26 protein-coding genes are annotated in these 23,305 nt (G+C 65.5%); 13 read left to right on the top strand and 13 right to left on the bottom strand.

Annotated elements, in window-relative coordinates; all coding sequences use genetic code 11:
* Nucleotides 1-54: 54 nt before the first annotated feature.
* The 4 genes from nuoH to H9532_RS15760 form a co-directional block, all read right to left on the bottom strand.
* On the bottom strand, nucleotides 55-1,173 hold the full coding sequence (gene nuoH / locus H9532_RS15775) for an NADH-quinone oxidoreductase subunit NuoH (protein WP_010305115.1): 1,119 nt from the start codon (nucleotides 1,171-1,173) through the stop codon (nucleotides 55-57).
* A gap of 73 nt (nucleotides 1,174-1,246) precedes the next feature.
* On the bottom strand, nucleotides 1,247-2,419 hold the full coding sequence (locus H9532_RS15770; RefSeq protein ID WP_296370404.1) for a citrate synthase: 1,173 nt from the start codon (nucleotides 2,417-2,419) through the stop codon (nucleotides 1,247-1,249).
* 62 nt (nucleotides 2,420-2,481) lie between these two features.
* The gene (gene sixA / locus H9532_RS15765; protein WP_296370326.1) at nucleotides 2,482-3,039 is read right to left on the bottom strand and encodes a phosphohistidine phosphatase SixA; all 558 of its coding nucleotides are present in this window, start codon (nucleotides 3,037-3,039) and stop codon (nucleotides 2,482-2,484) included.
* Nucleotides 3,040-3,042: 3 nt separating this feature from the next.
* Nucleotides 3,043-4,641, bottom strand: a complete 1,599-nt coding sequence (locus tag H9532_RS15760; protein ID WP_296370323.1) for a DUF3352 domain-containing protein — start codon at nucleotides 4,639-4,641, stop codon at nucleotides 3,043-3,045.
* A gap of 77 nt (nucleotides 4,642-4,718) precedes the next feature.
* Between H9532_RS15760 and H9532_RS15755 the strand changes: the two genes are divergently transcribed.
* Both H9532_RS15755 and H9532_RS15750 read left to right on the top strand, forming a co-directional pair.
* Nucleotides 4,719-5,063, top strand: a complete 345-nt coding sequence (locus H9532_RS15755) for a rhodanese-like domain-containing protein (RefSeq protein WP_296370321.1) — start codon at nucleotides 4,719-4,721, stop codon at nucleotides 5,061-5,063.
* A 61-nt stretch (nucleotides 5,064-5,124) separates the two neighbouring features.
* Complete coding sequence (locus tag H9532_RS15750; protein ID WP_296370319.1) at nucleotides 5,125-6,117, top strand: HrcA family transcriptional regulator; 993 nt, start codon at nucleotides 5,125-5,127, stop codon at nucleotides 6,115-6,117.
* 70 nt (nucleotides 6,118-6,187) lie between these two features.
* Here the strand turns inward: H9532_RS15750 and H9532_RS15745 are convergent, their stop codons facing one another.
* Entirely contained in the window at nucleotides 6,188-6,973 is a 786-nt protein-coding gene (locus H9532_RS15745; RefSeq protein ID WP_296370316.1) for a hypothetical protein, read from the bottom strand.
* 108 nt (nucleotides 6,974-7,081) lie between these two features.
* A complete protein-coding gene (gene trpB / locus H9532_RS15740; RefSeq protein WP_296370314.1) occupies nucleotides 7,082-8,335 on the bottom strand; it encodes a tryptophan synthase subunit beta in 1,254 nt (417 codons plus the stop codon).
* 297 nt (nucleotides 8,336-8,632) lie between these two features.
* On the opposite strand from trpB, the gene H9532_RS15735 reads away from it, so the two are divergent.
* The 3 genes from H9532_RS15735 to cysC are packed head-to-tail and all read left to right on the top strand — an operon-like array spanning nucleotide 8,633 to nucleotide 10,730.
* The gene (locus H9532_RS15735; RefSeq protein ID WP_296370313.1) at nucleotides 8,633-8,956 is read left to right on the top strand and encodes a translation initiation factor; all 324 of its coding nucleotides are present in this window, start codon (nucleotides 8,633-8,635) and stop codon (nucleotides 8,954-8,956) included.
* 1 nt (nucleotide 8,957) lies between these two features.
* Nucleotides 8,958-10,076 carry a ChaN family lipoprotein gene (locus H9532_RS15730; RefSeq protein WP_296370311.1) on the top strand — a complete coding sequence of 373 codons (1,119 nt, stop codon included), beginning with the start codon at nucleotides 8,958-8,960 and terminating at the stop codon, nucleotides 10,074-10,076.
* A 6-nt stretch (nucleotides 10,077-10,082) separates the two neighbouring features.
* Nucleotides 10,083-10,730 carry an adenylyl-sulfate kinase gene (gene cysC, locus H9532_RS15725; protein ID WP_296370309.1) on the top strand — a complete coding sequence of 216 codons (648 nt, stop codon included), beginning with the start codon at nucleotides 10,083-10,085 and terminating at the stop codon, nucleotides 10,728-10,730.
* Here the strand turns inward: cysC and H9532_RS15720 are convergent.
* Both H9532_RS15720 and purE read right to left on the bottom strand, forming a co-directional pair.
* Complete coding sequence (locus tag H9532_RS15720) at nucleotides 10,696-11,787, bottom strand: AI-2E family transporter (protein ID WP_296370306.1); 1,092 nt, start codon at nucleotides 11,785-11,787, stop codon at nucleotides 10,696-10,698. The two genes, cysC and H9532_RS15720, sit on opposite strands and share 35 nt — an antisense overlap.
* A 43-nt stretch (nucleotides 11,788-11,830) precedes the next feature.
* The gene (gene purE, locus H9532_RS15715) at nucleotides 11,831-12,361 is read right to left on the bottom strand and encodes a 5-(carboxyamino)imidazole ribonucleotide mutase (protein WP_296370303.1); all 531 of its coding nucleotides are present in this window, start codon (nucleotides 12,359-12,361) and stop codon (nucleotides 11,831-11,833) included.
* Between the two features lie 46 nt (nucleotides 12,362-12,407).
* Here purE and H9532_RS15710 point away from each other — a divergent pair, with 46 nt between their 5' ends.
* Genes H9532_RS15710 through H9532_RS15700 form a run of 3 tightly spaced genes read left to right on the top strand, consistent with a single transcriptional unit; the run spans nucleotide 12,408 to nucleotide 15,078 of the window.
* Nucleotides 12,408-13,541, top strand: coding sequence for an N-acetylglucosamine-6-phosphate deacetylase (locus H9532_RS15710; RefSeq protein ID WP_296370300.1), 1,134 nt, complete (start codon nucleotides 12,408-12,410; stop codon nucleotides 13,539-13,541).
* Nucleotides 13,542-13,583: 42 nt separating this feature from the next.
* Nucleotides 13,584-14,309, top strand: a complete 726-nt coding sequence (gene bchM / locus H9532_RS15705; RefSeq protein WP_296370298.1) for a magnesium protoporphyrin IX methyltransferase — start codon at nucleotides 13,584-13,586, stop codon at nucleotides 14,307-14,309.
* Between the two features lie 4 nt (nucleotides 14,310-14,313).
* Nucleotides 14,314-15,078 carry a GIDE domain-containing protein gene (locus H9532_RS15700; RefSeq protein WP_296370296.1) on the top strand — a complete coding sequence of 255 codons (765 nt, stop codon included), beginning with the start codon at nucleotides 14,314-14,316 and terminating at the stop codon, nucleotides 15,076-15,078.
* A 338-nt stretch (nucleotides 15,079-15,416) separates the two neighbouring features.
* Here H9532_RS15700 and H9532_RS15695 read toward each other — a convergent pair whose 3' ends face one another.
* The 3 genes from H9532_RS15695 to H9532_RS15685 are packed head-to-tail and all read right to left on the bottom strand — an operon-like array spanning nucleotide 15,417 to nucleotide 17,772.
* The gene (locus tag H9532_RS15695; protein ID WP_296370294.1) at nucleotides 15,417-16,433 is read right to left on the bottom strand and encodes an RluA family pseudouridine synthase; all 1,017 of its coding nucleotides are present in this window, start codon (nucleotides 16,431-16,433) and stop codon (nucleotides 15,417-15,419) included.
* The gene (locus tag H9532_RS15690) at nucleotides 16,426-17,172 is read right to left on the bottom strand and encodes a response regulator transcription factor (protein ID WP_296370292.1); all 747 of its coding nucleotides are present in this window, start codon (nucleotides 17,170-17,172) and stop codon (nucleotides 16,426-16,428) included. Before H9532_RS15690 ends, H9532_RS15695 begins: the two co-directional genes overlap by 8 nt.
* 9 nt (nucleotides 17,173-17,181) lie before the next feature.
* Nucleotides 17,182-17,772: a hypothetical protein gene (locus tag H9532_RS15685; protein WP_296370290.1), complete on the bottom strand. Its 591-nt coding sequence runs from the start codon at nucleotides 17,770-17,772 to the stop codon at nucleotides 17,182-17,184.
* Between H9532_RS15685 and H9532_RS15680 the strand changes: the two genes are divergently transcribed.
* Both H9532_RS15680 and H9532_RS15675 read left to right on the top strand, forming a co-directional pair.
* Entirely contained in the window at nucleotides 17,771-18,919 is a 1,149-nt protein-coding gene (locus H9532_RS15680; RefSeq protein WP_296370288.1) for a cysteine desulfurase family protein, read from the top strand. The two genes, H9532_RS15685 and H9532_RS15680, sit on opposite strands and share 2 nt — an antisense overlap.
* Before the next feature lie 88 nt (nucleotides 18,920-19,007).
* Nucleotides 19,008-19,778 carry a hypothetical protein gene (locus H9532_RS15675; RefSeq protein WP_296370287.1) on the top strand — a complete coding sequence of 257 codons (771 nt, stop codon included), beginning with the start codon at nucleotides 19,008-19,010 and terminating at the stop codon, nucleotides 19,776-19,778.
* Nucleotides 19,779-19,798: 20 nt separating this feature from the next.
* On the opposite strand, the gene rsmH is transcribed toward H9532_RS15675, so the two are convergent.
* A complete protein-coding gene (gene rsmH, locus H9532_RS15670) occupies nucleotides 19,799-20,713 on the bottom strand; it encodes a 16S rRNA (cytosine(1402)-N(4))-methyltransferase RsmH (RefSeq protein ID WP_296370284.1) in 915 nt (304 codons plus the stop codon).
* 59 nt (nucleotides 20,714-20,772) lie between these two features.
* Between rsmH and H9532_RS15665 the strand changes: the two genes are divergently transcribed.
* The 3 genes from H9532_RS15665 to H9532_RS15655 are packed head-to-tail and all read left to right on the top strand — an operon-like array spanning nucleotide 20,773 to nucleotide 22,812.
* Nucleotides 20,773-21,957: an NAD(P)H-quinone oxidoreductase subunit H gene (locus H9532_RS15665; RefSeq protein WP_296370281.1), complete on the top strand. Its 1,185-nt coding sequence runs from the start codon at nucleotides 20,773-20,775 to the stop codon at nucleotides 21,955-21,957.
* Nucleotide 21,958: 1 nt separating this feature from the next.
* Nucleotides 21,959-22,366 carry a DUF2752 domain-containing protein gene (locus H9532_RS15660; protein ID WP_366664580.1) on the top strand — a complete coding sequence of 136 codons (408 nt, stop codon included), beginning with the start codon at nucleotides 21,959-21,961 and terminating at the stop codon, nucleotides 22,364-22,366.
* Nucleotides 22,363-22,812 (top strand): acyl-CoA thioesterase, encoded by a 450-nt coding sequence (locus tag H9532_RS15655; protein WP_296370279.1) that lies wholly within the window; start codon nucleotides 22,363-22,365, stop codon nucleotides 22,810-22,812. Before H9532_RS15660 ends, H9532_RS15655 begins: the two co-directional genes overlap by 4 nt.
* Nucleotides 22,813-22,991: 179 nt before the next feature.
* On the opposite strand, the gene H9532_RS15650 is transcribed toward H9532_RS15655, so the two are convergent.
* A complete protein-coding gene (locus H9532_RS15650) occupies nucleotides 22,992-23,273 on the bottom strand; it encodes a TM2 domain-containing protein (protein WP_296370277.1) in 282 nt (93 codons plus the stop codon).
* Nucleotides 23,274-23,305 lie beyond the last annotated feature (32 nt).

The raw sequence follows: 23,305 nt of genomic DNA, 5'->3' as shown, positions 1-23,305 counted from the left end.
AGCAGGGGCGAAAACGCCGGCACCATGATGGCCCGGCCAAACGGAGGTAGGGGCTCAGCCGCCGAAGAAGGCGGGGAAGGCGAGCTTGAGGCCGGCAGTGACGAGCAGGTTCACCAGGGCGATGGGCAACAGGAACTTCCAGCCCAGATCCAGCAGTTGGTCGATGCGCACCCGGGGCACGGTCCAGCGCAGCAGGATCGCGAAGAACACCAGCAGGTAGGCCTTCAGCACGGTCATCACAATGCCGGTGGTGGCCGTGATCACCTGCACCAGCGGCGCATCAATCGGCTGACCGGTGAGGTTCACGATCCACTCCACCGGCAGGGGGAAGCCCCAGCCACCCAGGTAGAGCACCGACACCAGCAGCGCCGAGAGCACCAGGTTGATGTAGCTGCCCAGGTAGAAGAGGGCGAACTTCATACCGGAGTACTCGGTCTGGTAACCGGCCACCAGTTCCTCTTCAGCCTCGGGAAGGTCGAACGGCAGGCGTTCGCACTCCGCCAGAGCGCAGATCCAGAAGATCGCAAAGCCAACGGGCTGGCGCCAGATGTTCCAGCTGAGGATGCCGGCACCGGTCTGCTGGTCAACGATGTCGACCGTGCTGAGCGAGTTGCTCATCATCACCACCGCCAGCACCGCAAGTGCCAGGGGAATCTCGTAAGAGATCGACTGAGCCGCCGCTCGCAGGCCGCCCAGCAGGGAATATTTGTTGTTGGAGGCGTAACCAGCCATCAGCAGGCCGATCGGCTGGATGCTGCTCAGGGAGATCCAGAGAAAGATCCCAACGCCCACATTGCTGATCAGCAGGTTCTGGCCAAAAGGCACCACCAGCCAGCTGAGGATCACCGGCACCAGCACCAGCACCGGTCCAAGGGTGAACAGCAATCCATCGGCGCGAGCCGGGATGATGTCTTCCTTGAACAGCAGCTTCAGGCCATCGGCGAGGGGCTGAAGGATGCCCAGGGCGCCGGCATATTCGGGGCCGATGCGCTGCTGCACGGCGGCAGAAATTTTGCGCTCCAGCCACACGTTCACGAGCACGCCCACCACGGCGGCCACCAGCACCAGGAGCATGGGCAGCGGCAGCCACAGCAGGTGTGCCGCCCCGGGCGACAAACCCAGACCCTGCAACAGGTCGGTGAAGCTGGCCTCCAGGTCGAGGCCGGCGCTCACGACGGCGGGATTGGCAAACACCATGGGTGGCCTGTGGATGGGGGCAACTTAAGCGGCCGCAGCCGCAGTCGGGTCAGCGGGCTTCCAGCGGTGCCCAGTCACGACCGGTGGAGCCGGTGTAGATCTGTGTGGGGCGGTAGATGCGGTTGGCACCGAGCTGCTCCTTCCAGTGGGCGAGCCAGCCAGCGGTGCGGGCGATGGCAAAGATCGGGGTGAACAGATCCACCGGGATGCCGAGCTTGCGGTACACCAGCCCGGAATAGAAATCCACGTTGGGGTAGATGCCCTTGGGGCCGAGCCGCACGGCGGCAACCTCCTCGAGCTTGCGGGCCAGGTCGTAGAGGGGATCGTGGCCGAACTGATCGAACAGCTGCTCCGCCAGCTTCTGGAGGATCACCGCCCGTGGATCCTTCACCTTGTATTCACGGTGGCCGAAGCCCATGATCTTGCGCTTCTCGGCGATGGCCCGATCCAGCCAGGGCTCCACCTGATCGGCGCTGCCGATGCTGTCGAGCATCTCGAGCACGTCTTCGTTGGCACCGCCATGGAGCGGGCCGGCCAAGGTGCCCACGGCTGAGGCCACCACCGCATAGGGGTCCGTGAGGGTACTGGCAGTCACGCGCGCACTGAAGGTGCTGGCATTGAGGCTGTGCTCGGCGTGCAGGATCAGGCAGGCATCAAAGATGCGGGCGGCCAGCGGGTCGGGCTCCCGCTCGGTGAGCATGTAGAGGAAGTTGGCCGCGTAGGGCAGATCGTCGCGGGGCTGAATCGGATCCTGGCCTTTGCGGATCAGCTGGAACGCCGCCACCATCGTGGGGATCTTGGCGATCAGGCGCACCACCGCCGACACGATGTACTCGGGGTTATCGAGGGCGCGGCGGGAGTAAAAGAGCCCAAGAGACGCCGCACTGCTCTGCAGCGCATCCATCGGGTGCCCCTGGGAGGGGAAGCACTTCATCATGTCGCGGATGCGGAAGCTCACCCGCCGGTGCATCTGCACCTCGTGCTCAAACTCCCGCAGCTGTGACGCGGTGGGCAGTTCCCCCCAGATCAGCAGGTAGGTGGTTTCCAGGAAGGTGCTGTGCTGCGCCAGCTCCTCGACGCTGTAGCCGCGGTAGGTGAGCCGCCCCCGCTGGCCATCGATGTCACACACCGACGATTGGGTGGCGGGTACACCCTCCAGGCCGGGGCGGTACTCCGGGGTGGCTGGCTTCAACCCTGCCTCTGCAGGTGCGGCACTCACCATGGCGGCTTCAACCCAATCCATTTCGGCAACCTAAGGCCGCTGGGCGACACGCTTCGGTGCCATCAGCCACCAGATGGGGCCGCTTGGCGCCTGCCCAGCAACACCCGCGGCGGCAGGAGCAGCTCCAAGCGAGCGCTGCCCAGCAGACCTGCCTGGGGTGATTTGGGCCACTGCAGCAGCACCACACCAGCCTTCTTGAGCTGCAAGGCCTCAGGCGCCTGAGCCATGGGCACGCCAATCAGCAAAGCCGCCAGAGTGCTGAGATCCGGCTCATGGCCCACCAACGCCAGGCGCCGCCAGGCCGGCCGGGGAGACACGGGCCCAAGCCAGCGATCCAGAAGCGGCAGAGGGTCGGCCAGGGGCGCCAGGGCCGCCGCCAGCTCCAGCTCAGGGGCCAAGCCGGCCTGAACAGCCAGCTCCGCGGTTTGGCGGGCGCGCACCAAGGGGCTGCTCAGCACCAGATCACAGCCCAGTTCCAACTCAACCAGTTGGCGCAACTGGGCGATGGTGCGTTCACGGCCCTCCGGGGTGAGGGCGCGCTGGGCGTCGTCGGTGCCCTCGGCTCGCTCCTCAGCAATGCCGTGGCGCAGTAGCAGCAGCTCCCTTTTGCGCGGCGCCATCGCTCAACCCTTGAACTGCAGAAGGGCCCGGAGCTTCAAAGCGCGAGCGGATGGCCCATCGCTTTGAAGGCTGAGGGCCGCTCCATCAACCAGGGGGGTGAGCCCACTGCTGCAGAGGGCACTCACCAGCCGCCAGGGCTGCCAGGCGGCCAGCAACTGTTGGGCCGTCGGACCATCCATCGCCCACTGCACCGGTGCTTTCGGTGTGCCCAGGTTCTCCAGCTGCTCAAGCCGTTCCACAGGCGCATGGCGGCCCTCATCCTGCTGATTGAGAACACTGAGGCCCTGGCCCCACCAGGCCCAACTGGCTTGCAGGGAGCGAGCGCCGGCCAGCTGGGCCTGGAGCTGATCAGGGTTGCCCTTCACTGGCTTCGATTGGAGCTTGGTCCAGGCCTGCAGGGTGAGGCCCCGGCTCTGCAGCGGAGAGCTGCTGTAGCCCTCGGCCGCCAGGGCTGCATCCAGGGCATCGAACGGGGGTTGCTGGGCTGTGGTTCCCAGCAGCCAGCCATCGCCAGACTGAGCCCAGAGCAAGGGGCCTTGATCCGCGGCCGCCACGAGAGCCGGCAAGGATGCTGGCAGGCGCTCGAGGGCTGAGCGCAGCATCGGGCCCAGCACCTGCCCCCAGGGGTCCGGCTCGCGATCCGTGAGGAGGCGAGCCGGATCGCTGAGAAGCGCAAGGCTGGTGGCTGACACCTGCAGCTGCTGCGGCAACGCAGCCGGTGGCGCCGGCAATGCCGGCAAGGGCTCGCGCAGTTGGGTGAGGGCATCGAGCTGTAGGCCTCGGCCTGAGGGACTCAGGGCGGCAACCATCTCCAGTGCTGCGCCTTGCCCATCGCCTGCCTGGCTGGGAAGGCCGAGCCACTGCTCCATCGCCTGGGGACGGGCGGTGAGCAAGGCGACGCCGTTCCCCAAGCGCGCGACAGCTTGTTGCAACGGCGCGCTGGCCGCCTGATTCAGCTCATCGATCTGCGACACATCGAGGGCCTGCTCCAGCACGCCGCGACCGGAGGCAATCAAGACCAACTCGTCGTTGATCAAGGCCGTGGCCAGGGGCTGAGGGTCCTGGCCCAGCAAGGCGCCACGACCGCTGATCAGGCCCATGCCGCGGTAGCTGCTGATCTGAAGGTCGGTGCCAGCCAGGCTGCGGCTCTGCCAGAAACGCTGCAGAAAACGGCGCGCACCCTCGCTGTCGCGGCTGCGCAGGGCCAACACCCAACCGGGCTGCTCCGCTGAACCGGGTGGAGTCAGCAAGGCAAAACTGCTCTCGCGGCCCAACCACGGTGCCAGCTCCGAGGCGTAATCGAGACCAGCAGCGGCGAAAGCGCCATCGCGCAGACGATCCGCCGCCGCCGCCGCCTGGCGCCGCTGCCTCGGTGCCGCCACCGCCCTGGCATAGGCAGCCGGTTGGTCGGGCGCCAGCAACCAGTGCAGGCTCAGAGGTGCGGTACGCGGAACAAACCGTGCCGCCAGAGGGAGCTCGAGCCGTTGGGTTTGCAAGCCCAGCGGACTGCGCTGCAAGAGCAACCACCAACCCGTTGCCCCCAGGCTCAGCAACGCAATGGCCGCTGCCAACACTGCCGCCAGGAAGGGGCGGGCCTTCATCGGTTGCCTGCAGCACTGGCCTCATCTTTATGCATAGCGGCTGCGTTTGGCACCCCAACAAGCCCTAGCTTCTGGCGATGAGCACCCCAAGTTCCATTCGCGCCCAGGATCTGCATCAGCGCCTGGAAGCCGGCGAAGCCTTGCAGCTGGTGGATGTCAGGGAACCCATGGAACTGGAGCTGGCGAAGCTGAACCAGCCCGTGGTGCACCTACCCCTCAGCGCCTCGGAGCAATGGATCGATTCCCTGCGCGAGGTGCTCGACCCCGAGCGTGATGTGGTGGTGCTCTGCCATGCCGGCATTCGCAGCTGGCAATTTGGCTGCTGGCTGATGGAAGCCCAAGGATTCCCAAGGGTTTGGAACCTGCACGGGGGCATTGATGCCTGGAGCGTGGAGGTGGATCCGACAGTGCCGCGCTACTGAGCCCCTGCAGCGCCCACATCGCCCCTACGATCCCCGCACCTCCGACACAGGCGCCGATCCCGTGCAGCCATTGCCCCGCCGGCAAGAGCAGGTGCTGCAGGCCACCGTGAGTCACTACGTGGACACCACCGAACCGGTGGGCAGCAAAACGCTGGTGCAACGCTTTGGCCTGGAGGCCAGCCCCGCCACGATCCGCTCTGCCATGGGTGCCCTTGAGCAGCGTGGCCTGCTCACCCAGCCCCACACCTCCGCCGGTCGTGTGCCGAGCCCCCAGGGCTATCGCCATTACGTGGATTGCCTCCTTCCGGCCCCTGGGGCTGCGGTGGGCCAACTGCAGAGCGAGCTCATGGCTTTGAGCCTGCAATGGGCCGCCCTCGATGATCTTCTGCTTCACCTGGCCAGACGCCTAGCCGACCTCACAGGTTTATTCAGCCTGATCACAAAGCCGCAGCGGCCAAGCCCTGCGTTGCAAGCACTGCGTCTTGTCCCCAGCGGGGATCGCCTGTTGGTGTTTCTGGTGGAGGGTGGTGCTTCCGCCACCAGCCTGAACCTGCGCCTTCCCCACGGCCGGGGAGACGACCTTCCGGCACTGGAGCGCTGGGTGAGCGCTCAACTGGCAGGGGGGACCATCGACTGGCGAACGCTGCCACCGCAGCTCCAATCCTGCGGCGACCAACTGCGCCAAGGGCTGCTCAGCCACCAGCAAGTTTGGAGCAATCAACCCAGCAGCGCCGTCACCCTTGGGCTCGGAGGCTTGCTGCGTCAGCCGGAGTTTGAGCGCAGCGAGAGCCTTCGCCCCCTCCTAGAGCTGGTGGAAAGCGAACCCCAGCGCGTGCTGCATCCAGACAAGGTGCAGGCGCTGGGTGGCGTGTGGATTGGCATGGAGCACCCCGATCCAGCCTTGCACCAATGCGCTGTGGTGCAGGCCGATTACCGCAGTGGCGACGGGGGCCTGGGCCAGGTGGCCTTGGTCGGCCCCATGCGGATGGCCTACGCCACAGCTCGGGCAGCCGTGCGCTCGGTGGCCGACGTCCTGGAGCGTCTGCTCTGCTGAGAACTCGGCGACCGCTGATCAGCCCTCGATCCTGCGGGTCACGGAGGGCCCAGGGCGGTTGAACAGCTGCTTAAGGCGCAAACAGGGTGCGGATCTCTGGTGCCAAACGGTCCAGAGCAGACGCCGCAGCAGCCAAACCAGGCCGCGTCGGGCCAGCCAGGGCATTGATCTGGGCGCAGACCTTGGTCGACGCAGGGGGGAGCGACGCCAACGTCCGGGGGAATCGGCGGAAGTAGGTCAAGTCGACCCCGAGGCGACTGGCGAGGGCAGCGGTTTGGGCAGGATCTGGGCTGGCATGAGCCTGCAAGAGCAGCTCTCGGGCGTATTGGCCCATCGCCCAGCAATCGAGCGGGGTGAAGGTGCCCGCTGGATGATCGAGCCGTTCGTCGGTGCTGAAGACCATCAGCCGCTGGCCGGAGGTGAACCCCAGCGCTCCTTGCCCCATCAACGAGCGCAGGCTGTCGAGCACCACCATCTCGCCACCGGTATGGGCGCCGCCGGCCGTCGCAAAAGCGGTGGCACGAACCCCCTGCAGCGAAATCCCTCCACCCAGTTCAAACAGGCGGCGCAAGGGAGCAGCAGAGCCCTGGCTCCAGGTGGATCCCCCAACCACCAGCACGCGCGGCTGCGGCTCGAGCAAAGCCTGCACCTCAGCGCGGTCTGCTTCTAACGGGAGGGCCCGCAGTCCGATCCGCACAGGCAAGGCCTGCTCCCGAGCCAGCCGCTGCAGCTCAAGGGCGATTCCCAAACCCGCCCGGGTGGCATCAAAACGCCCGGTGTAAGGGGAGGGCGCCGCGAACACGAAGCGGACCTCAGGAGCGGGTTCGGAGGCCTGGATCGCTAGGGGAAGCGCCATGGAAGGACCTGATCGATGGCGGACAGCCAGCCCAAAAGGATGGTCGAGGTCATGGCCCGTGCGCACCCACCTTGATCTGCAGTAAGAAAGCGCGCCCGACCTTGAGCCTCAGCCCCCCATCAGGTCGCCCAGCTTCTCGGCGACGGTGTTCACATCCTTATCGCCGCGGCCGGAGAGGTTGATCACCACCTCGGTGCCTGGGGCCAGGGTGGGGCAAAGCTTGTCGAGCCAGGCAAAGGCATGCGCCGTTTCGAGGGCGGGGATGATCCCCTCCAGGCGGCAGAGCAGTTTGAGTGCATCGAGGGCTTCGGCATCGGTTACAGCGCCGTATTCAGCCCGGCCAATCGTTTTCAGATAGCTGTGTTCAGGGCCCACGCCGGGATAATCCAGGCCAGCACTAATCGAGTGGGCTTCCTGCACCTGGCCTTCAGCGTCCTGCAGGAGCAGGCTCATGGCGCCGTGCAGCACGCCGACGCGGCCCTCGGTGATCGTGGCGGCATGGCGCCCCGTGGCGACACCATCACCGGCCGCTTCCACACCCACCAGGCGCACGTTGGTGTCCTGCACAAACGGATGGAACAGGCCCATGGCATTGGAGCCGCCGCCCACACAAGCGACCAGCACATCGGGATGACGGCCAAAGGCCTCAAGGCACTGCCGCTTGGTTTCTTCGCCGATCACGGCATGGAAATCGCGCACCAGCATCGGGAACGGGTGCGGCCCTGCCACCGAACCCAGGATGTAGTGGGTGGTTTCCACGTTGGTCACCCAGTCGCGGATCGCTTCGCTGGTGGCGTCCTTGAGGGTGGCGGTGCCGGCGGTCACCGGCTGCACCGTGGCACCCAGCAAGCGCATGCGGAACACATTGAGCGCCTGACGGCGCATGTCCTCTGCGCCCATATAAACGACGCACTCGAGCCCGAAACGGGCACACACGGTGGCGGTGGCCACGCCGTGCTGCCCCGCCCCGGTTTCCGCAATGATCCGCTTCTTGCCCATGCGCAGGGCCAGCAGGGCCTGACCCAGAGCGTTGTTGATCTTGTGGGCGCCCGTGTGATTGAGGTCCTCGCGCTTCAGCCAGATGCGGGGGCCACCTTCAGCGCGGCGGTAATGCTCAGTGAGTCGTTCGGCCTCGTACAGAGGATTGGGACGGCCGACGTAGTTGCGGAGCAGATGGTTGAGCCGGTCGGTGAAAGCCGGATCCTTCCAGGCTTCAGCAGCGGCCTGCTCCAGCTCCGCCAGGGCTGGAATCAGGGTTTCGGGAACGTATTGACCACCGAACTGGCCATAGCGCCCCAGGCTGTTGGGCCTGGCAGCAAGCTCCAGGGCTGCGGGATCAACCTGGGGGATGCTGGTGGTCACCGACGCCGACGCGTAATCACTGCAGCGTAGGAACTGGGGGCGGAGGTAGCGCCGGCCAACCCGCCGGTTCATCAATACGGATCCGAGCAGCTTCGCGGCGACAGGGCTCCGCTGGGCTACCCCACACGCCCGACAGACTGGCCTTAACCCGCGTGTCAGAGGGCCTGCACTCCGCAGCCGCCGGCTGACCGTGCAGCCCGAAGCGCACCATTTCCAGCTGCACGGGCGGCAGGTCCATGGGTTGGGCGGTTGGGAACCGAGCGGTGAGCTGAACTGGGTGTAGCGAACGACGGCACAATGGCCAAGGGCGGCTGGCAGGAATTCAGCAGGCCGGAAAGCCTGCAGCGCGGCGCGCCGGCTTCCGAACCCAGCCCCAAAAGCCAACAGCGGGTGCGCGTGCAGCGCACCAAGGCGGGCAAGGGCGGGAAGATGGTCACCGCCATCACCGGGCTCGAAGCGGCGGAAAACGAGCTCAAGGCTTTGCTGAAGCAGCTCAAGGCCGCCGCCGGCACCGGCGGCACGGTGAAAGATGGCGTGATCGAGCTGCAGGGCGACCAAGTCGCACCAGCCTTGGCGGCGCTGGAGAAAGCGGGCTATCGCCCGAAGCAGGCGGGAGGCTGAGATGCGGATCGGTGTGGTGCTGCTGAGCTGGCTGGTCAGCGGCCTGGCAGCCGAGGCGATCCCAGCAGCGCCGAACTGCCAAAGCGCCCTGGCAGCGGCCGAACAACAGCGCCGCGACCTGCACCACCAAGCCGCTGGGTTGCAGTTGGTCCTGCTCGGTGAGATCCACACCAGTGTGGACGACCACGCCTGGCAGCTGGGCACCCTGGAACGCCTAAGCAGCCAGCGCCCGGTCACCCTCGCCCTCGAGATGGTTCCTGCGGCCCGCCAGGCGGTGCTCGATCGCTTCAACAGCGGGCAGCTCGATGCAGCCGAGCTGCTGCGGGAGGTGGATTGGCCAGGGGTGTGGGGGCACGACCCCGATCTCTACCTGCCCCTCCTGCGCTGGGCCAGGCTGCGGCAGGTGCCGCTGCTGGCCATCAATGCCGAACCAGCCCTGGTGAAGCGCGTGCGCCAACAGGGCCTGACAGCCACCCCCGCCGCGGAACTCGGGGGCATGGGGCAACCCCGCCCGCCCAGCCCGAGCTATCGCCAACGCCTGGAAGCCAGCTGGCGCGGCCACCACGCCATGGGTCAAGCCTCCAGCAACCGAACGGATCTGCAGCGCTTCATCGACAGCCAGCTGCTCCGCGATCGGGTCATGGCGGAACAACTGGTGGCAGCCCAGCAGCGCGACCCCAAACGCCTGCTGGTGGCGCTGATCGGCTGGGGTCACCTCGAAGGTGGCGATGGCGTTCCCCACCAGCTAAACGACCTTGGTGTGACGCGTCAGTTGAGCCTGCGGCGCCAAGCGCTTCCCGAAGGCTGCACACCCGCGCCCACAGGGGCGCGACTGGGTGCCTATCTCGAGAGCGACAGCAGCGGCGTTTGGGTGCGACAGGTGGAACCGGGCTCAGCGGCCGCCGCCGCGGGCCTACGGCCAGGCGATCGGATCGTGGCGCTGAATGGCCGCACGGTGCAGCGGGCTGGTGAGGTGATCCGTGGCGTACGCCTGCATCCCGATGCCGAACCCCTGGTGCTCACGATTGAACGGAACGGCCAGCAACTGCAGCTCACCCTGCGGCTCCCCCCCGCCAGCGATCCGCGCCTCGCCGCCAGGGACAATGGCGCCAACGCTTGACGCACGATGACCGCAACCCCCACCTACGGCGAGCTCACCAACCAAGGGGCTTCCACCAACATCGCCTGGCACCACGCCTCGGTGGATCGCGCGGCACGGGCGGAACAACGGGGCCACCGCAGCGCCATCCTCTGGTTCACCGGCCTGAGCGGTTCCGGCAAAAGCACCCTGGCCAACGCCGTGAACCAGGCCCTGTTTGAGCGCGGACTGGCCTGCTACGTGCTGGATGGCGACAACATCCGCCATGGCCTCTGCAAAGACCTGGGCTTCTCCGACGCGGACCGCGAAGAAAACATCCGCCGCATCGGTGAGGTGAGCAAGCTCTTCCTCGATGCCGGGGTGGTGGTTCTCACCGCCTTTGTGTCGCCCTTCAAGGCCGACCGCGATCGTGCCCGCGCCCTCGTGGAAGCCGGCGACTTCGTGGAGATCCACTGCGCCGCAGATCTGAGCGTGTGCGAAGAGCGCGACACCAAAGGCCTCTACGCCAAGGCCCGCGCTGGTGAAATCAAGGAATTCACCGGGATCTCCAGCCCTTACGAAGCACCGGAAGCCCCCGAATTGAAGGTGGACACCGGCAGCCAGAGCCTTGAGCAGAGCGTGGAGCAAGTGCTCGCCTACCTCAGTGCTCAGGGCGTGATTCCACAGAAGGGTTGAGCGGCTGCGGCGGCTGGGGCCGCCAGGCATCGAAGAAGGTTTTGATGCAACTAGCGACTGGCACCGCCAGCAACAGCCCCAGCAAATCCCCAAACCCCATCAGGCTGCCGATGCGCGCACCCACCGGCAGCGACACCAGCAGCCAAGCCGGCTGAAGACCCACGATGCTGCCCATCAGGCGTGGCTGGATCACCTGATCCACCACCTGGCCCACGCTGATCGCTGCGGCCAACACTTCTAAGCCCGTTCGGGGGTTGTCGAGCGCCAACAGCACACTCACCAACACGATCGTGAGGGCGCTGGCGTAGGGCACCAGGGTGGTGAAGCCAATCGCCACAGCGAACAACACGCCATAGGGAATCCCGAGCAGCGTGAACACCACGATCTGCAGCACGCTGAGGATCAGCGCCAGCAGCACCTGGCCAGCGAAATAACCCCGAAAAGTGCGGTTGAGGGTGCTGGTCACCAACTCGCGCACGCTCTCGGGTAGCCAGCGGGCCAGGCCGGCCACGATCCGCTCGCCGCCCAGCAGCAAGAACACCGCCAGAACCACCACGATCACGGTGTTCACCGTGATGCCCACCGTGGCCCCGAGGATGCCAAGCACCCGCTGACTGAGCTGACTCGCCAACTGACTGGCTCGGGCAAAGAGGGTGCTGCTCAAGTCGGTGAAATCGGTTGGGAGCCCACGCTCTGAGGCCCATCGCTCCAACCGATCAAGCCAGATTTCGCCTTCCGCCAACCAAGACGGGAGGGCATTGATCAGCTCACCGAGCTGCTCAACCAGGCGGGGCACCAGCCAAATCGCCGACAACACCAGCAAGCCAAGGCCGAGACCCACCACCAGCAACACCGCAAGCCAGCGCGGCAGGCCGCGATCCGCCAGCCAGCGGGTGGGCAAATCAAGCAAAAAAGCAATCAGAGCCGCTGCCACAAACAGCGCCGGGAAGGGCGCCAAGGGCAACAACAACTGGCGCAACACCCAGAGATTCAGGGTGAGCAGGGGCAGAGCCAGGCTGAGTCGCAGCCAGAGCGGCAGCACCAGGCGCTCAAGCATGACGGGGGAAGCTCAGGCCTTCAGCTTGCCTGGCCCAGCAGGGTCATGCCATCTGATTGAGATAGGCGGCACTCCCGAGCTCAAGCAAACGGGCATCTTTGGCCACCACTTGGTCGTGAAGCTCCTGGCGGTAGGCCATCACCTGCTGCGCCAAAACGGGATCAGACGTGGCCAAGATCTGAGCGGCCAGCAAGCCGGCATTGGCGCCATTGCCGATGGCCACGGTCGCCACGGGGATGCCGGCTGGCATCTGCACGATCGAGTGAAGGGAATCCACACCGGAGAGCGCGCGCGTCTGCACAGGAACCCCGATGACAGGCAGGGTGGTGAGCGAGGCCACCATGCCGGGCAAGTGGGCGGCGCCGCCGGCACCAGCAATGATCACCTTGAAGCCACGGCCAGCAGCCTGCTGGGCGAAGGCCACCATCTCAAGAGGTGTTCTGTGGGCCGACAGCACCCGCACTTCGGCTGCCACCCCGAAGCGCTCGAGCATGGCCACCGCCGGTTGCATGGTGGGCAAATCCGAATCGCTGCCCATCACCACGGCCACCAAGGGGGCTGACTGTTCAGGCATTGGGGGGACCTCCAGCGAGGATGGCATTGTCCCGCCCCGCTTCCCGATGCGCTGGCTGAGCTGCGTGCGCTTGCCGAACGAGCCGGGCCAGTGGCGGATCGGCGTGGATCAAGACCATCGGATTCAGGTGGCGCATCCCATGCCCGCGGGCAGCGTCGCCCGTGGCGAGAGCTGGGGCGGGGACTGGCTCAGCCCCATGGGCATCGATCTTCAGATCAACGGAGGGCTGGGGCTGGCCTTCCCGGAACTCACTCCCACCGATCTACCGCAGTTAATCGAGCTGCTGCAGTTGCTCTGGCGGGATGGCGTGGAAGCCATTGCGCCCACGCTGGTTACCTGCGGCATCGCCGAACTGCGCCAAGCCCTGGCCGTGCTGAGGGACGCCAGAGTCGCCCATCAACCAGGGCGCTGCCGCTTGCTGGGCGCCCATCTCGAGGGCCCCTTCCTCGCCGAAGCGCGGCGAGGCGCCCACCCCCGCCAACACCTGGCCCAACCGAGCCGTGAAGCGCTCAACGCCCGCATCGCCGGCTACGAACAGGACATCGCCCTGGTGACGCTGGCTCCAGAGCTAGAGGGGGCGAGCGAGGTGATCGCGGCCCTGCAGGAGCTGGGCATCCTCGTGAGCCTGGGCCACAGCGAAGCCAGTGAAAGCCAAGCTGCCGAAGCCTTCGGCCAGGGGGTCGGAATGATCACCCACGCCTTCAACGCCATGCCCGGCCTGCACCACCGCGCCCCCGGCCCGATCGCCGCGGCAGCGCTGCGGGGCGATGTGGCCCTGGGGCTGATCGCCGATGGGGTGCACGTGGCGCCCTCGATGGCGGTGTTGCTGCAGCGGCTGCTGCCGGAGCAGGTGCTGCTGGTGAGTGATGCCCTGGCCCCCTATGGCCTCGCCGATGGCCTACACCGCTGGGATGAACGGGCCCTGATTGTGGAGAACGGCAGCTGCCGGCTGGAAGACGGCACCTTGGCGGGGGTGACCCTGCCGCTGCTGGAGGCGGTGCGGCGCCTGGCGAGCTGGAGCGGCGAAACCGAGCAAGCGATTGCGGCTGCCACCGTGCTGCCGCGGCGGCGGCTTGGCGCCGCGGGGCGACTGCCCGAGCAGCTGATCGGACGCCCACTGGCAGAGCTGCTGCGCTGGAGCGGCGAGGGCAGCAACCTGCGCTGGTGCCAAGCGGCCTGAATAGGATCCGCGCCATTACTCGTTCGCCGCAGGCCCGCTCCGATGCCCACCGAGCAGCTTCTCAACTCCACCGAGGCCCAGAAGGCCGCTGAGAAGCAGGAGGTGAAGGGCTATTTCGAAACCACGGGTTTCGATCGCTGGAATCGCATCTACAGCGAGTCGGATGACGTGAACAAGGTGCAGCGCAACATCCGCATCGGCCACCAGAAAACGGTGGACAACGTGCTGGCCTGGCTGCAAGAGCAAGGCAATCTCACAAGCCGCAGCTTCTGCGATGCCGGCTGCGGCGTCGGCAGCCTCACCCTGCCGCTCGCGCAGCTGGGGGCAGGGTCGATCGCCGCTTCCGATCTGTCGGAGGCCATGGTGAAGGAAGCCGAGCGGCGGGCCCATGAGGCAGGAGCCCAACACGGACAGATCAGCTTCCTGGCCTCTGATCTCGAGAGCCTGAGCGGACGCTACAATACCGTGGTGTGCCTCGATGTGTTCATCCACTATCCCCAGCAACCCGCTGAGGAGATGGTGCGCCACTTGGCCTCAATGGCGGAACAACACCTGATCGTGAGCTTCGCTCCTTACACCCCGCTGCTGGCTCTGCTCAAAGGCATCGGTCAGCTGTTCCCGGGCCCCAGCAAAACAACGCGTGCCTACACCCTGAAGGAAGCCGGCATCGTGAAGGCTGCGGAGGAAGCCGGCTTTGTGCTGAAGCGCCGGAGCCTCAACAAGGCCCCCTTCTATTTCTCCCGCCTGCTGGCCTTCGAGAAGGCCTGAAGCGATGGAGCCCACCCAGCTACTACTTCCAGCGTTGCTGGGGAGCGGAGCGATCGGCACCGCACTGGCCCGACGCCATCAGGCCCGCAAGCTGAGCCATCTGCTCGAGGCCCGCAGCAGCAGCGTGGCTGAACTGCTGGATCTTCAGCGCAGCGTGGCCGAACAGATGGGTGGAGGCTCATTTGTGGAACGCGTGAAGCTCAGCGGGGAGATCATCTGCGAAGAACCGCTCGTGGCCCCCTGGAGCGGCGAGCCCTGCGTGGCGTTCACAGACATCACCACAGCGATGCTGGAAGTGCGCGAAGAAACCACCAGCACCGACGCCGACGGCAACAAACGCACCGAGGTGCGCTGGCAGCGCCGTGATCAGACCCTCAACCGCCTGGAACGCCGCTGCAGCTTCAGCCTCCGTCAGGGCAATCAGCAGCTGCCGATCCAGCCCGAAGCAGCGGAGCTGGAGCTGGAGAACGTGTTCGACCAGGTGGACCCACCCACCACGGAGAACACCTTCAACACACGCCAGCTGGGCATCCGCCGCGAGGAAGCGATCCTGCGAGCTAGCGGCATGGCGTTTGTCGTGGCCGAATGCAGCGACACATCAGGCCAGCTGCAATTACAAGCCCCGCAGGACGGCGGACTTTTTGTCGTGAAGCGTGGCAGCGAAGCCGAATTCAGCGCCTCGATTCGACGTTGGCGAAGGATCTGGATGGCGAGCACATTGGGGCTGACCGTCGCAACAATTGTGAGTTTAGTATCAATCATGTCCTGATGAGACGAGGCCAGCGAAGATAATCGAACTGCCGAAGGATTACCAATGCTTAGGAAACTGCTCACAATTGGCGGCTGTCTAACCCTTGTCGTGTCACCACTGGCGTCCAAAGCGTGGGAACCCGGTGATGACTTTGAAGACAACCAGTGCCGCACAACCCGCGACAGATCAGGCGCACTTGTTGAAGTCTGCCAAGCCATCTATGACGGAAATAAAGTATACCTGGGCGCCTATTGGGATGACGGCGCAGAGGTTGTCGGACCTTGCTCCACAGCCGACCCGACCCCAATTGAATACCAAGGCATGACCAAAGCCGAGGCTCGCACCTGGGTGAAGACTTACTGCCCCTGAAGATTGAGCACCAAAGGCAGAGATGCTTCTAGATCAATCGGCTCTCCATTGCAAGACCGAAAATGCAGATGATAAGCATGCAACCAATAACCACCATCACCGGGCAAGACGTTCACATCTAGATCACCCCCTGAAAGATAGAGAGCATCTCCAACAAGCGGTGCCCCAATAATTGCTGTATGAATTCTGATCTGATGGGGCCTTCCAGTAGCAATAGCAACATCCACTAGGCAAGCCTTTTGGCGACGTTCCAGAAGTTTGATCTCACTACGCGATTGCAAAGCGAACCGATCACCTGGCCCAGCAGCACACCAAATCAGGCCCAATAGGGGATGAGATCGCTTGCCTATACCGGCGTAGACCACCCGCCGCTCCCCTATTGCCCAATCTGGTGGCAATTCCTGGCAGAGCGCCCGGTAGAGCTTGCGGCAGGGAGGTGGTGAAACGACGTCAACCGCAGCGCTGGTGCTCTCCCGCAACTGGGCGCTGAGCCAGGCACGACTCTCGGCACGACGCGCACACACCAACAGCCCAGACGTGAAGCGCCCCAACCGATGCACGGGCCGCGGCAGACCACCAGCTGAGCTGATCACCCCCATCGATGCCCACCCCTCCAGCTGCGTGAGCAGGGTGTGTTTGAGGAAGCCCCCGGCGGGCAACACCGGCAGCCCACTGGGCTTGTTCAGCACCAGCAGATCGCCGTCGTCGAACACGATCGAGCCTTCATGGAGCACCGGAACAGCAGGCTCCTGCCAGGGAGGCCGATGCCACACCAACCGATCGCCGGCCGAAAGAGGTCCATCAGCTAGGAGCTGCTGGCCATTCCGCCAGATCTCACCGGCGGCCAGCCGCTCCCGCCACACCTGCCGATCCGAATGGGTGTAGCGCTCGGCGTAGAAACCCACAACACTGGGAGCCGCCGCATTGGCGCGATCGGCATAGGCATGACCGCCGTTCCATGAAGCCGGAAGCCAGCCCTCCTTGAGGATCTCGGCGTTACTCAACCAGGCCGTGTTCGAGGGCGTAGCGCACCAGCTCCGTGCGGCTTGCGGTGCCGGTTTTGGTGAACAACCGGCTCACGTACTTCTCGACGTTGCGGATGGAGGTTTCCAGGCGGCGGGCAATCTCCTTGTTCATCATCCCTTCAGCCACCAGTTGCAGCACCGAAGCCTCCCGCGGCGTGAACTCATGCATCACGGCAGGGCCCTGCTTCTTGCCATTGCCCGTGGCCAGCAAGGAGCGGATCTCGGTGATCTGCTTGGCCATCTGCCCGATGTCGGCATCGGCGAACCGGGCGGCCTCCTGGAGCAACCGCTCTTGGCGGCGCACCACATTGCGCACCCGGGCCACGAGCTCATCGGGATCAAAGGGCTTGGGGATGTAGTCGTCGCAGCCGGCCTGGAAGCCTTCGATGCGATCAGCCGTCATGCCCTTGGCGGTGAGGAAAATCACCGGTGTGCCACCGAGACGCTCGTCGTCGCGCAGTTTGCGCAGCAGCCCATAACCATCGAGGCGGGGCATCATCACGTCGCTGATCACCAGATCCGGCAGCAGCTCCTGGGCCTTGGCCCAGCCCTCCTCGCCATCCACGGCGGTGGTCACCTGGAAGCCCTCATCCTCCAGATAGGCCTGCACGGCGGTACGCAGCCCAGGTTCATCGTCCACCAGCAGCAGGCGTGCCGGGGCCTGGGGGGCGGCGGCTTCGGCCTGCTCGGGGGCCAGGGATTCGGGTTCGAGGCTCATCCCCGCAATCTATCGAGGGTTGCCAGGGAGCACCTGTTGCTGCTCGCGCAGCAGGCCGCTGTAGCCGAGCTGGCGGGCGGTGGCCTTGAGGGTGACGGGATCCTTGCCCGCCTGCTCAGGGAAGCAGGCCGCCCACCAGATCTGGTGGTCGAGCCGATTGGCCTCGGTGATCGTGCCGCCGGGATTGAGCTCTTTGATCAACAGATCACGGCCCCTACGGGTGAGCCGCATGGGCGCTTCCGGGCTGCAGCGCAACGTATCCACCGCCAACTTCACATCACCAGGGGCTTCCACCCACACCACGATCGTGCGCGCCGAGGCATCCCGCGGATCGGGCTTGACGTTGTGCACACCAATGGCGAAGGCACCTTCCATCGTGGTCCACTCCCGGAGCATCACCAGATCGGCTGGCCGCTGATCCGTGGCGCTACGGTGCGGATTGCTGGGGTCGGGAGCGCCGAGGGAGGTCTGCGCAGCGGTAGGGCCGGCGGCAAGACCGAGCAGCAGCCCCCAGCCCAGAGCAAGGCGGTGCCAGATCCGCGGGAACGCATGAGCCATCAGGGCCACCACAGCACGCTGCTTGCCAGCATGGGGGGCCATGGCCGATCCCGTCATCTACTTGGATCACCAGGCCACCACCCCGTGTGAGCCGGCGGTGGTGCAGGCGATGGCGCCGTGGTGGAGCGAGCAGTTCGCCAATCCGGCCAGCCGCAGTCACCGGCCCGGCCTGCTGGCGGCAGCGGCGGTGGAGCAGGCCCGCGGACAAATCGCCACTGCGCTTGGGGTGGAACCGGCAGCGGTGGTGTTCACCAGCGGTGCCACCGAGGCGAACAACCTTGCCCTGAAGGGGCTGGCAGAAGCTGAGCTGCAAGCCGGGGGGTCGAGGCGGCACCTGCTGTGCCTCAGCACCGAGCACCGAGCCGTGCTCGATCCACTGCGCTACCTGAGCCGCCACGGCTTTGAGCTCACAGAGCTGGCGGTGCCCGCCTCGGGGCTGGTGGATCTCGAGCAGTTGGGCCAACAGCTTCGCCCCAGCACGCTGCTGGTGAGCGTGATGGCCGCCAACAACGAGATCGGCGTGCTGCAACCGCTTGGCGCCATCGCCGAGCTCTGCCGAGCCCGGGGCATCCGCTTCCATTGCGACGGGGCCCAGGCTGTAGGCCACATCCCGCTGCAGCCCGCGGAGCTCGGGATTGATCTGCTCAGCCTGAGCGCTCACAAGCTCTATGGCCCGAAAGGCATCGGGGTCCTGGTGGTGGCACCGGGGGTCACGCTGGCGCCGCAACTTCATGGCGGCAGCCAGGAGCAGGGGCTGCGGGCTGGCAGTTTGCCGGTTCCGCTGATCGTGGGGCTGGCCAAAGCGCTCGAACTGGCCCTGGCGGATCAACCAGCGCGGGCCCAGCGGCTGGAGGCACTGCGTGAACAGCTCTGGCACGGGATAGAGGGGCTGGGAGGCGTTCACCGCAATGGCGCAGCCGCCCCGCGACTCGCCCACAACCTGAATGTGTGGATCGAGGGCGTGGAGGGCAGCGCCCTGCAGCGCCAGCTGCGGCCCCATCTGGCAATCAGCAGTGGCTCGGCCTGCAGTCAGGGCGAACCCTCCCACGTGCTGCAGGCCCTCGGGCTCAGCCGCCAGCAGGCTTCAGCCGCGCTTCGCTTCGGCCTGGGCCGCCACACCACTGCCGCCGAGATCGACAGGGCTGCTGAACGGGTGCAGGAGGCTGTCAGCGCGCTGCGCCGCGCCTAACGAGAGGGTTCACCGCTAACTCGGTGTGCAACAAAAACTGGGCGAGCACTGCAGCGATCGCTACCTTCCGGGCACTTGCCTCGTGCTGATGAGCCTGCCGACCCCCGGCACCAACAAGCTGCAGGTGCTGCGCGCTGTCGAAGACGGCTGGCAGGCCTTTTGCCGTGCCCCCTGGCCTTTTTTGCTGTTTCAGGTGCTGGTCACCCTGATCCTGCTGCCCTTCGGTGCCCTGCTCCTGGGGGGTCTTCTGCGTCTCAACAGCGGTGAGCTGCCCTTCCTCCACCCGGTGGCCGCTGGCATTGCCGTGGTGGTGGGCGCGATCGGCTACGTGATCGTGGGCCTCTGGGGTGTGGTGGGCATCACCCGCTGCGCCTGGATGAGCCTCGATGGTCAGCGCCCCTCGTTCCGCAACTTCACCCGCTGGGATGGCGCCGCCAGTGGCCGCCTGCTCGGTTCAGCCATCCTGCTGGGGATTGTGCTCGCTGTCGTCGGCGCGCTCGCCGCACTGATCGGCACAGGTCTGAATGCACTCAATGCCGCCCTCACCGTGATTCCGGTGATCGTGTTCGGCATCTTCTATGTGTGGTTCCTGATCAGCCAGAAGTTCCTGCTGCAGCTGTCGCTGTTCGGCGTGAAGCGCCCCGTGGAAACACTGCAAGCCGGCGTAAGCGGCGTGAACCCCAGCTGGTGGGTAGTGCTGTGGCTGGCCATCGTGGAAAGCGTGATCCACGCCGTAGCTGCGCTGTTCAGCTATGGCGGACTCTTCGTGATCGTTCCAGTGGTGATCTGCATCAGCACGGCCGCCTATCGCCAGCTGTTCGGCAGCCAGGACCACACCGGCATCCTCAGCAACGGCTGATCCAGCTCAGCTGATTGCTGTCAACGGCGGCGTGCGAGCCGCCACTTCGCCGAACGGCTGCGGGGGTTGGAGTTTTGCTCCTCCTCCGCAGCCGTTACCGGTTTGCGGGTGATCCGCTGCAGCCGCTCATCGCCCACGAAGGCGGTTTTGACCCGGCGGTCTTCCAGGGAGTGAAAGCTGATCACGCCGAAAAGCCCGCCTGACACCAACCAATCGGGAGCGCTGATCAGCAGGCGATCGAGCACGCCGAGTTCATCATTCACGGCGATCCGCAGTGCCTGAAAGGTGCGGGTGGCGGGGTGAATGCGACCACGCCGCGCCTTGGGGGGATAGCAACCAGCCACCGCATAGGCGAGCGCAGCGGTCCCGCTGTAGGGGCCCTGCTCCGCCAGGTCGTGCTTGATGCGGCGGGCGATGCGGCGCGACAAGCGCTCTTCGCCATAGGCGTAGATCAGGTCGGCGAGCTCAGCCTCCTCGAGCCGCTCGATCAGTTCGGCCACGCTCTCCCCCGCAGCTGGATTCATCCGCATGTCGAGCGGGCCATCGAGGCGGAAGCTGAAGCCCCGCTCCGCCACATCGAGCTGCGGGCTGCTCACCCCCAGATCCGCCAACACGGCCAACACGGGCTTAGCGGGCGTGTAGGCCGCGAAGTTGGTGGCCACGATCTCCACCCGATCTCCGAAGCGCTCCAGGCGCTGGGCAGCAGCAGCCCGGGCTGTGGGGTCTTGATCCAAGCCGATCAACCGCAGGCGGGGATGGGCCTCCAGCAGCAGGGCGCTATGGCCGCCACCCCCCAGGGTGCAGTCGATCAGGGCCCCTTCGCCGCATTGATCCAGCAGGCCCTCAAGCTCGGCAAAACCAGCCAGCACCGGCCCTGCCAGCACCGGAACGTGATCAAACGTGGCGGAATCCGGCGGATCGCCCAAGCGCGGCAACAGAAGGAGCTGCCCTTCCTTCCTAAGATCCCGCCAGCGAGCCCATCCCCCTCGGCCCCATGACGCAGCTGGAAACGCGCACGGAGCCGATGGTGGTGAACTTCGGGCCGCACCACCCCTCGATGCACGGGGTGCTGCGGCTCGTGGTGACCCTCGACGGTGAGGACGTGGTGGATTGCGAGCCGGTGATCGGCTACCTCCACCGCGGCATGGAGAAGATTGCCGAGAACCGCACGAACGTGATGTTCGTGCCCTACGTGAGCCGCATGGACTATGCGGCCGGCATGTTTTACGAGGCGATCGTGGTGAACGCGCCTGAGCGCCTGGCCGATGTGCCGGTGCCCAAGCGCGCCAGCTACATCCGCGTGTTGATGCTGGAGCTCAACCGCATCGCCAACCACCTGCTCTGGCTTGGCCCCTTCCTGGCGGACGTGGGCGCCCAGACGCCGTTCTTCTACATCTTCCGCGAACGGGAGATGATCTACGACCTCTGGGAGGCAGCCACCGGTCAGCGCCTGATCAACAACAACTACTTCCGCATCGGCGGCGTGGCAGCAGATCTGCCCTACGGCTGGCTGGAGAAGTGCCTCGACTTCTGCGACTGGTTCGGCCCCAAGATCGACGAATACGAAAAGCTGATCACCAACAACCCGATCTTCCGCAAGCGGATCGAAGGGCTTGGCGTGATCACCCGTGAGCAGGCGATCAACTGGAGCCTCTCCGGCCCAATGTTGCGCGCCTCAGGTGTGCCCTGGGATCTGCGCAAGGTGGATCACTACGAGTGCTACGACGACTTCGACTGGGATGTGGCCTGGGAGAAGGAAGGGGATTGCTATGCCCGCTACCGGGTGCGCGTTCAGGAGATGCGCGAATCGTTGAAGATCCTCCGCCAGGCCTGCCAAATGATCCCGGGCGGCCCCACCGAACAGTTGGAAGCCCGTCGCATGGCTGAGGGCAAGACCAGCGAATTCGCCGGCTTTGACTACCAGATCGTGGCCAAGAAAGTGGCCCCCACCTTCAAAATCCCCGGCGGCGAGCTCTACACCCGCCTCGAGTCGGGCAAGGGTGAGATCGGCGTGTTCATTCAGGGCAATGACGATGTCACGCCCTGGCGCTTCAAGATCCGCGCCGCCGATTTCAATAACCTGCAGATCCTGCCCCACATCCTGAAAGGGGCCAAGGTGGCCGACATCATGGCGATCCTCGGCTCGATCGACGTGATCATGGGCTCGGTGGACCGCTGATCTGCCTCGGTTTCTGCGCCGTCTCCAACACGCGGGCTGGCTGTTACCGGCCAGCTTCACGGGATACCTGTGGCTCAAAGGTCTCCATCCGGGCCTGCCTGGTTGGACCTGCCCGCTGCGTGCGCTGAGCGGCATCCCCTGTCCCACCTGTTTCCTGACGCGTGCCACCAGCGCTGCGCTCACCGGCCAGCTGCGCGATTCAATCCGCTGGCATGCCTTTGGCCCAGCTGTGGCTGCGGGCTTGCTGATCTGGTCGCTGCTGTCCATCCAACGGCGTGAGCTCCTGCCATTCCGCCTGCGGCCGGAATCACTGGCTTGGACAGCTGCAGCCTTGCTCACCTATTGGGCGTTGCGCCTCGGCCTCAGCTTCACTGGCCTGCAAACCTTCCCCAGCCTGGCTGGTTCATGAATCCTGAAAGCTGGCTGCTGCTCTGCCGCACCGTTCGCTTTGGCGATACCGATGCCGCCGGGGTGATGCACTTCCCGCAGCTGCTGCACTGGTGCCACGAGGCCTACGAAGAAAGCCTTGAGCGCTTCGGCATCCCAGCGGCGGAGGTCTTCCCCCGCCCGGGTTCCAAGCCAGCGATTGCCCTGCCGATCGTGCATTGCAGCGCTGATTTCTACAAACCGCTGGCGTGCGGCGATCCCCTGGCCATCGCGCTGGAACCACGGCGCCTCGATCCGAGCTGCTTCGAGATCACCTATCGCTTCAGCAGCGATGGCACGGCCGTGGCCCAGGGGTTCACCCGCCACCTGGCCATCAGCACGGGGGAGAGGGAGCGGCGGGAGCTACCAGGCGCGATCAACCGTTGGCTGGAGGCTTCAGCCCTGAAGGGGGGCGTGCAACCGCTGTAGACGATGCCTGCACACACCACAACAGCGCCGCCAACTGCACGGGTAACAGTGCAGCCAGTAGGGCGAAGGGATGCAGCCCATCGTGCGGCGCCGCACCCCAGACCCCCACACTCACAGCTCCTGCAACAACCAGTAGGCCAGTCGTGAATGCATTCGAGGAGCGGCTTAGAAGCATCGGCTTAAAACCATTCCTTGCGACCTTCGAGATAGGTGGCCTTGAACTCCTGGGGCGTTTGGGTGAGGTAGATGATCCCCTCAATCACTCCGATGAGCCCCATCACAAAGCCCGCCACTCCACAGGTGAGCACGGTGACCAACAGCATGATCAGGCCGGCTTTCGTGTAGCCCAACACGAATTTGTGAATGCCGAAAGATCCAAGAAAGATCCCCAGCAGGCCAGCCGCCAGCTTTTTGTTGCTCACCTCGGTGAGATCCAAGGCACCCCAGTCGCTGTTGCTCATGGCTCAACAGAGCGCTACCACCCGCTTGTAGC

The organism is Vulcanococcus sp. Clear-D1, from assembly GCF_014654725.1.
Taxonomy (GTDB): Bacteria; Cyanobacteriota; Cyanobacteriia; order PCC-6307; family Cyanobiaceae; genus Vulcanococcus.
Note: the sequence above shows the minus strand (reverse complement) of the source record. Positions and strands in the feature narration are given on the sequence as shown.

Bases quoted from the DNA above. Each gene is read 5' to 3' on its own strand.
- H9532_RS15700 (WP_296370296.1), top strand. From the start codon at position 14,314: ATGGAGCCCACCCAGCTACTACTTCCAGCGTTGCTGGGGAGCGGAGCG.
- H9532_RS15710 (WP_296370300.1), top strand. From the start codon at position 12,408: ATGCGCTGGCTGAGCTGCGTGCGCTTGCCGAACGAGCCGGGCCAGTGG.
- bchM (WP_296370298.1), top strand. From the start codon at position 13,584: ATGCCCACCGAGCAGCTTCTCAACTCCACCGAGGCCCAGAAGGCCGCT.
- H9532_RS15735 (WP_296370313.1), top strand. From the start codon at position 8,633: ATGGCCAAGGGCGGCTGGCAGGAATTCAGCAGGCCGGAAAGCCTGCAG.
- H9532_RS15655 (WP_296370279.1), top strand. From the start codon at position 22,363: ATGAATCCTGAAAGCTGGCTGCTGCTCTGCCGCACCGTTCGCTTTGGC.
- H9532_RS15690 (WP_296370292.1), bottom strand. From the start codon at position 17,172: ATGAGCCTCGAACCCGAATCCCTGGCCCCCGAGCAGGCCGAAGCCGCC.
- purE (WP_296370303.1), bottom strand. From the start codon at position 12,361: ATGCCTGAACAGTCAGCCCCCTTGGTGGCCGTGGTGATGGGCAGCGAT.
- H9532_RS15720 (WP_296370306.1), bottom strand. From the start codon at position 11,787: ATGCTTGAGCGCCTGGTGCTGCCGCTCTGGCTGCGACTCAGCCTGGCT.
- sixA (WP_296370326.1), bottom strand. From the start codon at position 3,039: ATGGCGCCGCGCAAAAGGGAGCTGCTGCTACTGCGCCACGGCATTGCT.
- H9532_RS15730 (WP_296370311.1), top strand. From the start codon at position 8,958: ATGCGGATCGGTGTGGTGCTGCTGAGCTGGCTGGTCAGCGGCCTGGCA.
- H9532_RS15755 (WP_296370321.1), top strand. From the start codon at position 4,719: ATGAGCACCCCAAGTTCCATTCGCGCCCAGGATCTGCATCAGCGCCTG.
- H9532_RS15680 (WP_296370288.1), top strand. From the start codon at position 17,771: ATGGCCGATCCCGTCATCTACTTGGATCACCAGGCCACCACCCCGTGT.
- H9532_RS15770 (WP_296370404.1), bottom strand. From the start codon at position 2,419: ATGGTGAGTGCCGCACCTGCAGAGGCAGGGTTGAAGCCAGCCACCCCG.
- H9532_RS15675 (WP_296370287.1), top strand. From the start codon at position 19,008: ATGAGCCTGCCGACCCCCGGCACCAACAAGCTGCAGGTGCTGCGCGCT.
- cysC (WP_296370309.1), top strand. From the start codon at position 10,083: ATGACCGCAACCCCCACCTACGGCGAGCTCACCAACCAAGGGGCTTCC.
- H9532_RS15760 (WP_296370323.1), bottom strand. From the start codon at position 4,641: ATGAAGGCCCGCCCCTTCCTGGCGGCAGTGTTGGCAGCGGCCATTGCG.
- H9532_RS15745 (WP_296370316.1), bottom strand. From the start codon at position 6,973: ATGGCGCTTCCCCTAGCGATCCAGGCCTCCGAACCCGCTCCTGAGGTC.
- H9532_RS15685 (WP_296370290.1), bottom strand. From the start codon at position 17,772: ATGGCCCCCCATGCTGGCAAGCAGCGTGCTGTGGTGGCCCTGATGGCT.
- H9532_RS15650 (WP_296370277.1), bottom strand. From the start codon at position 23,273: ATGAGCAACAGCGACTGGGGTGCCTTGGATCTCACCGAGGTGAGCAAC.
- H9532_RS15665 (WP_296370281.1), top strand. From the start codon at position 20,773: ATGACGCAGCTGGAAACGCGCACGGAGCCGATGGTGGTGAACTTCGGG.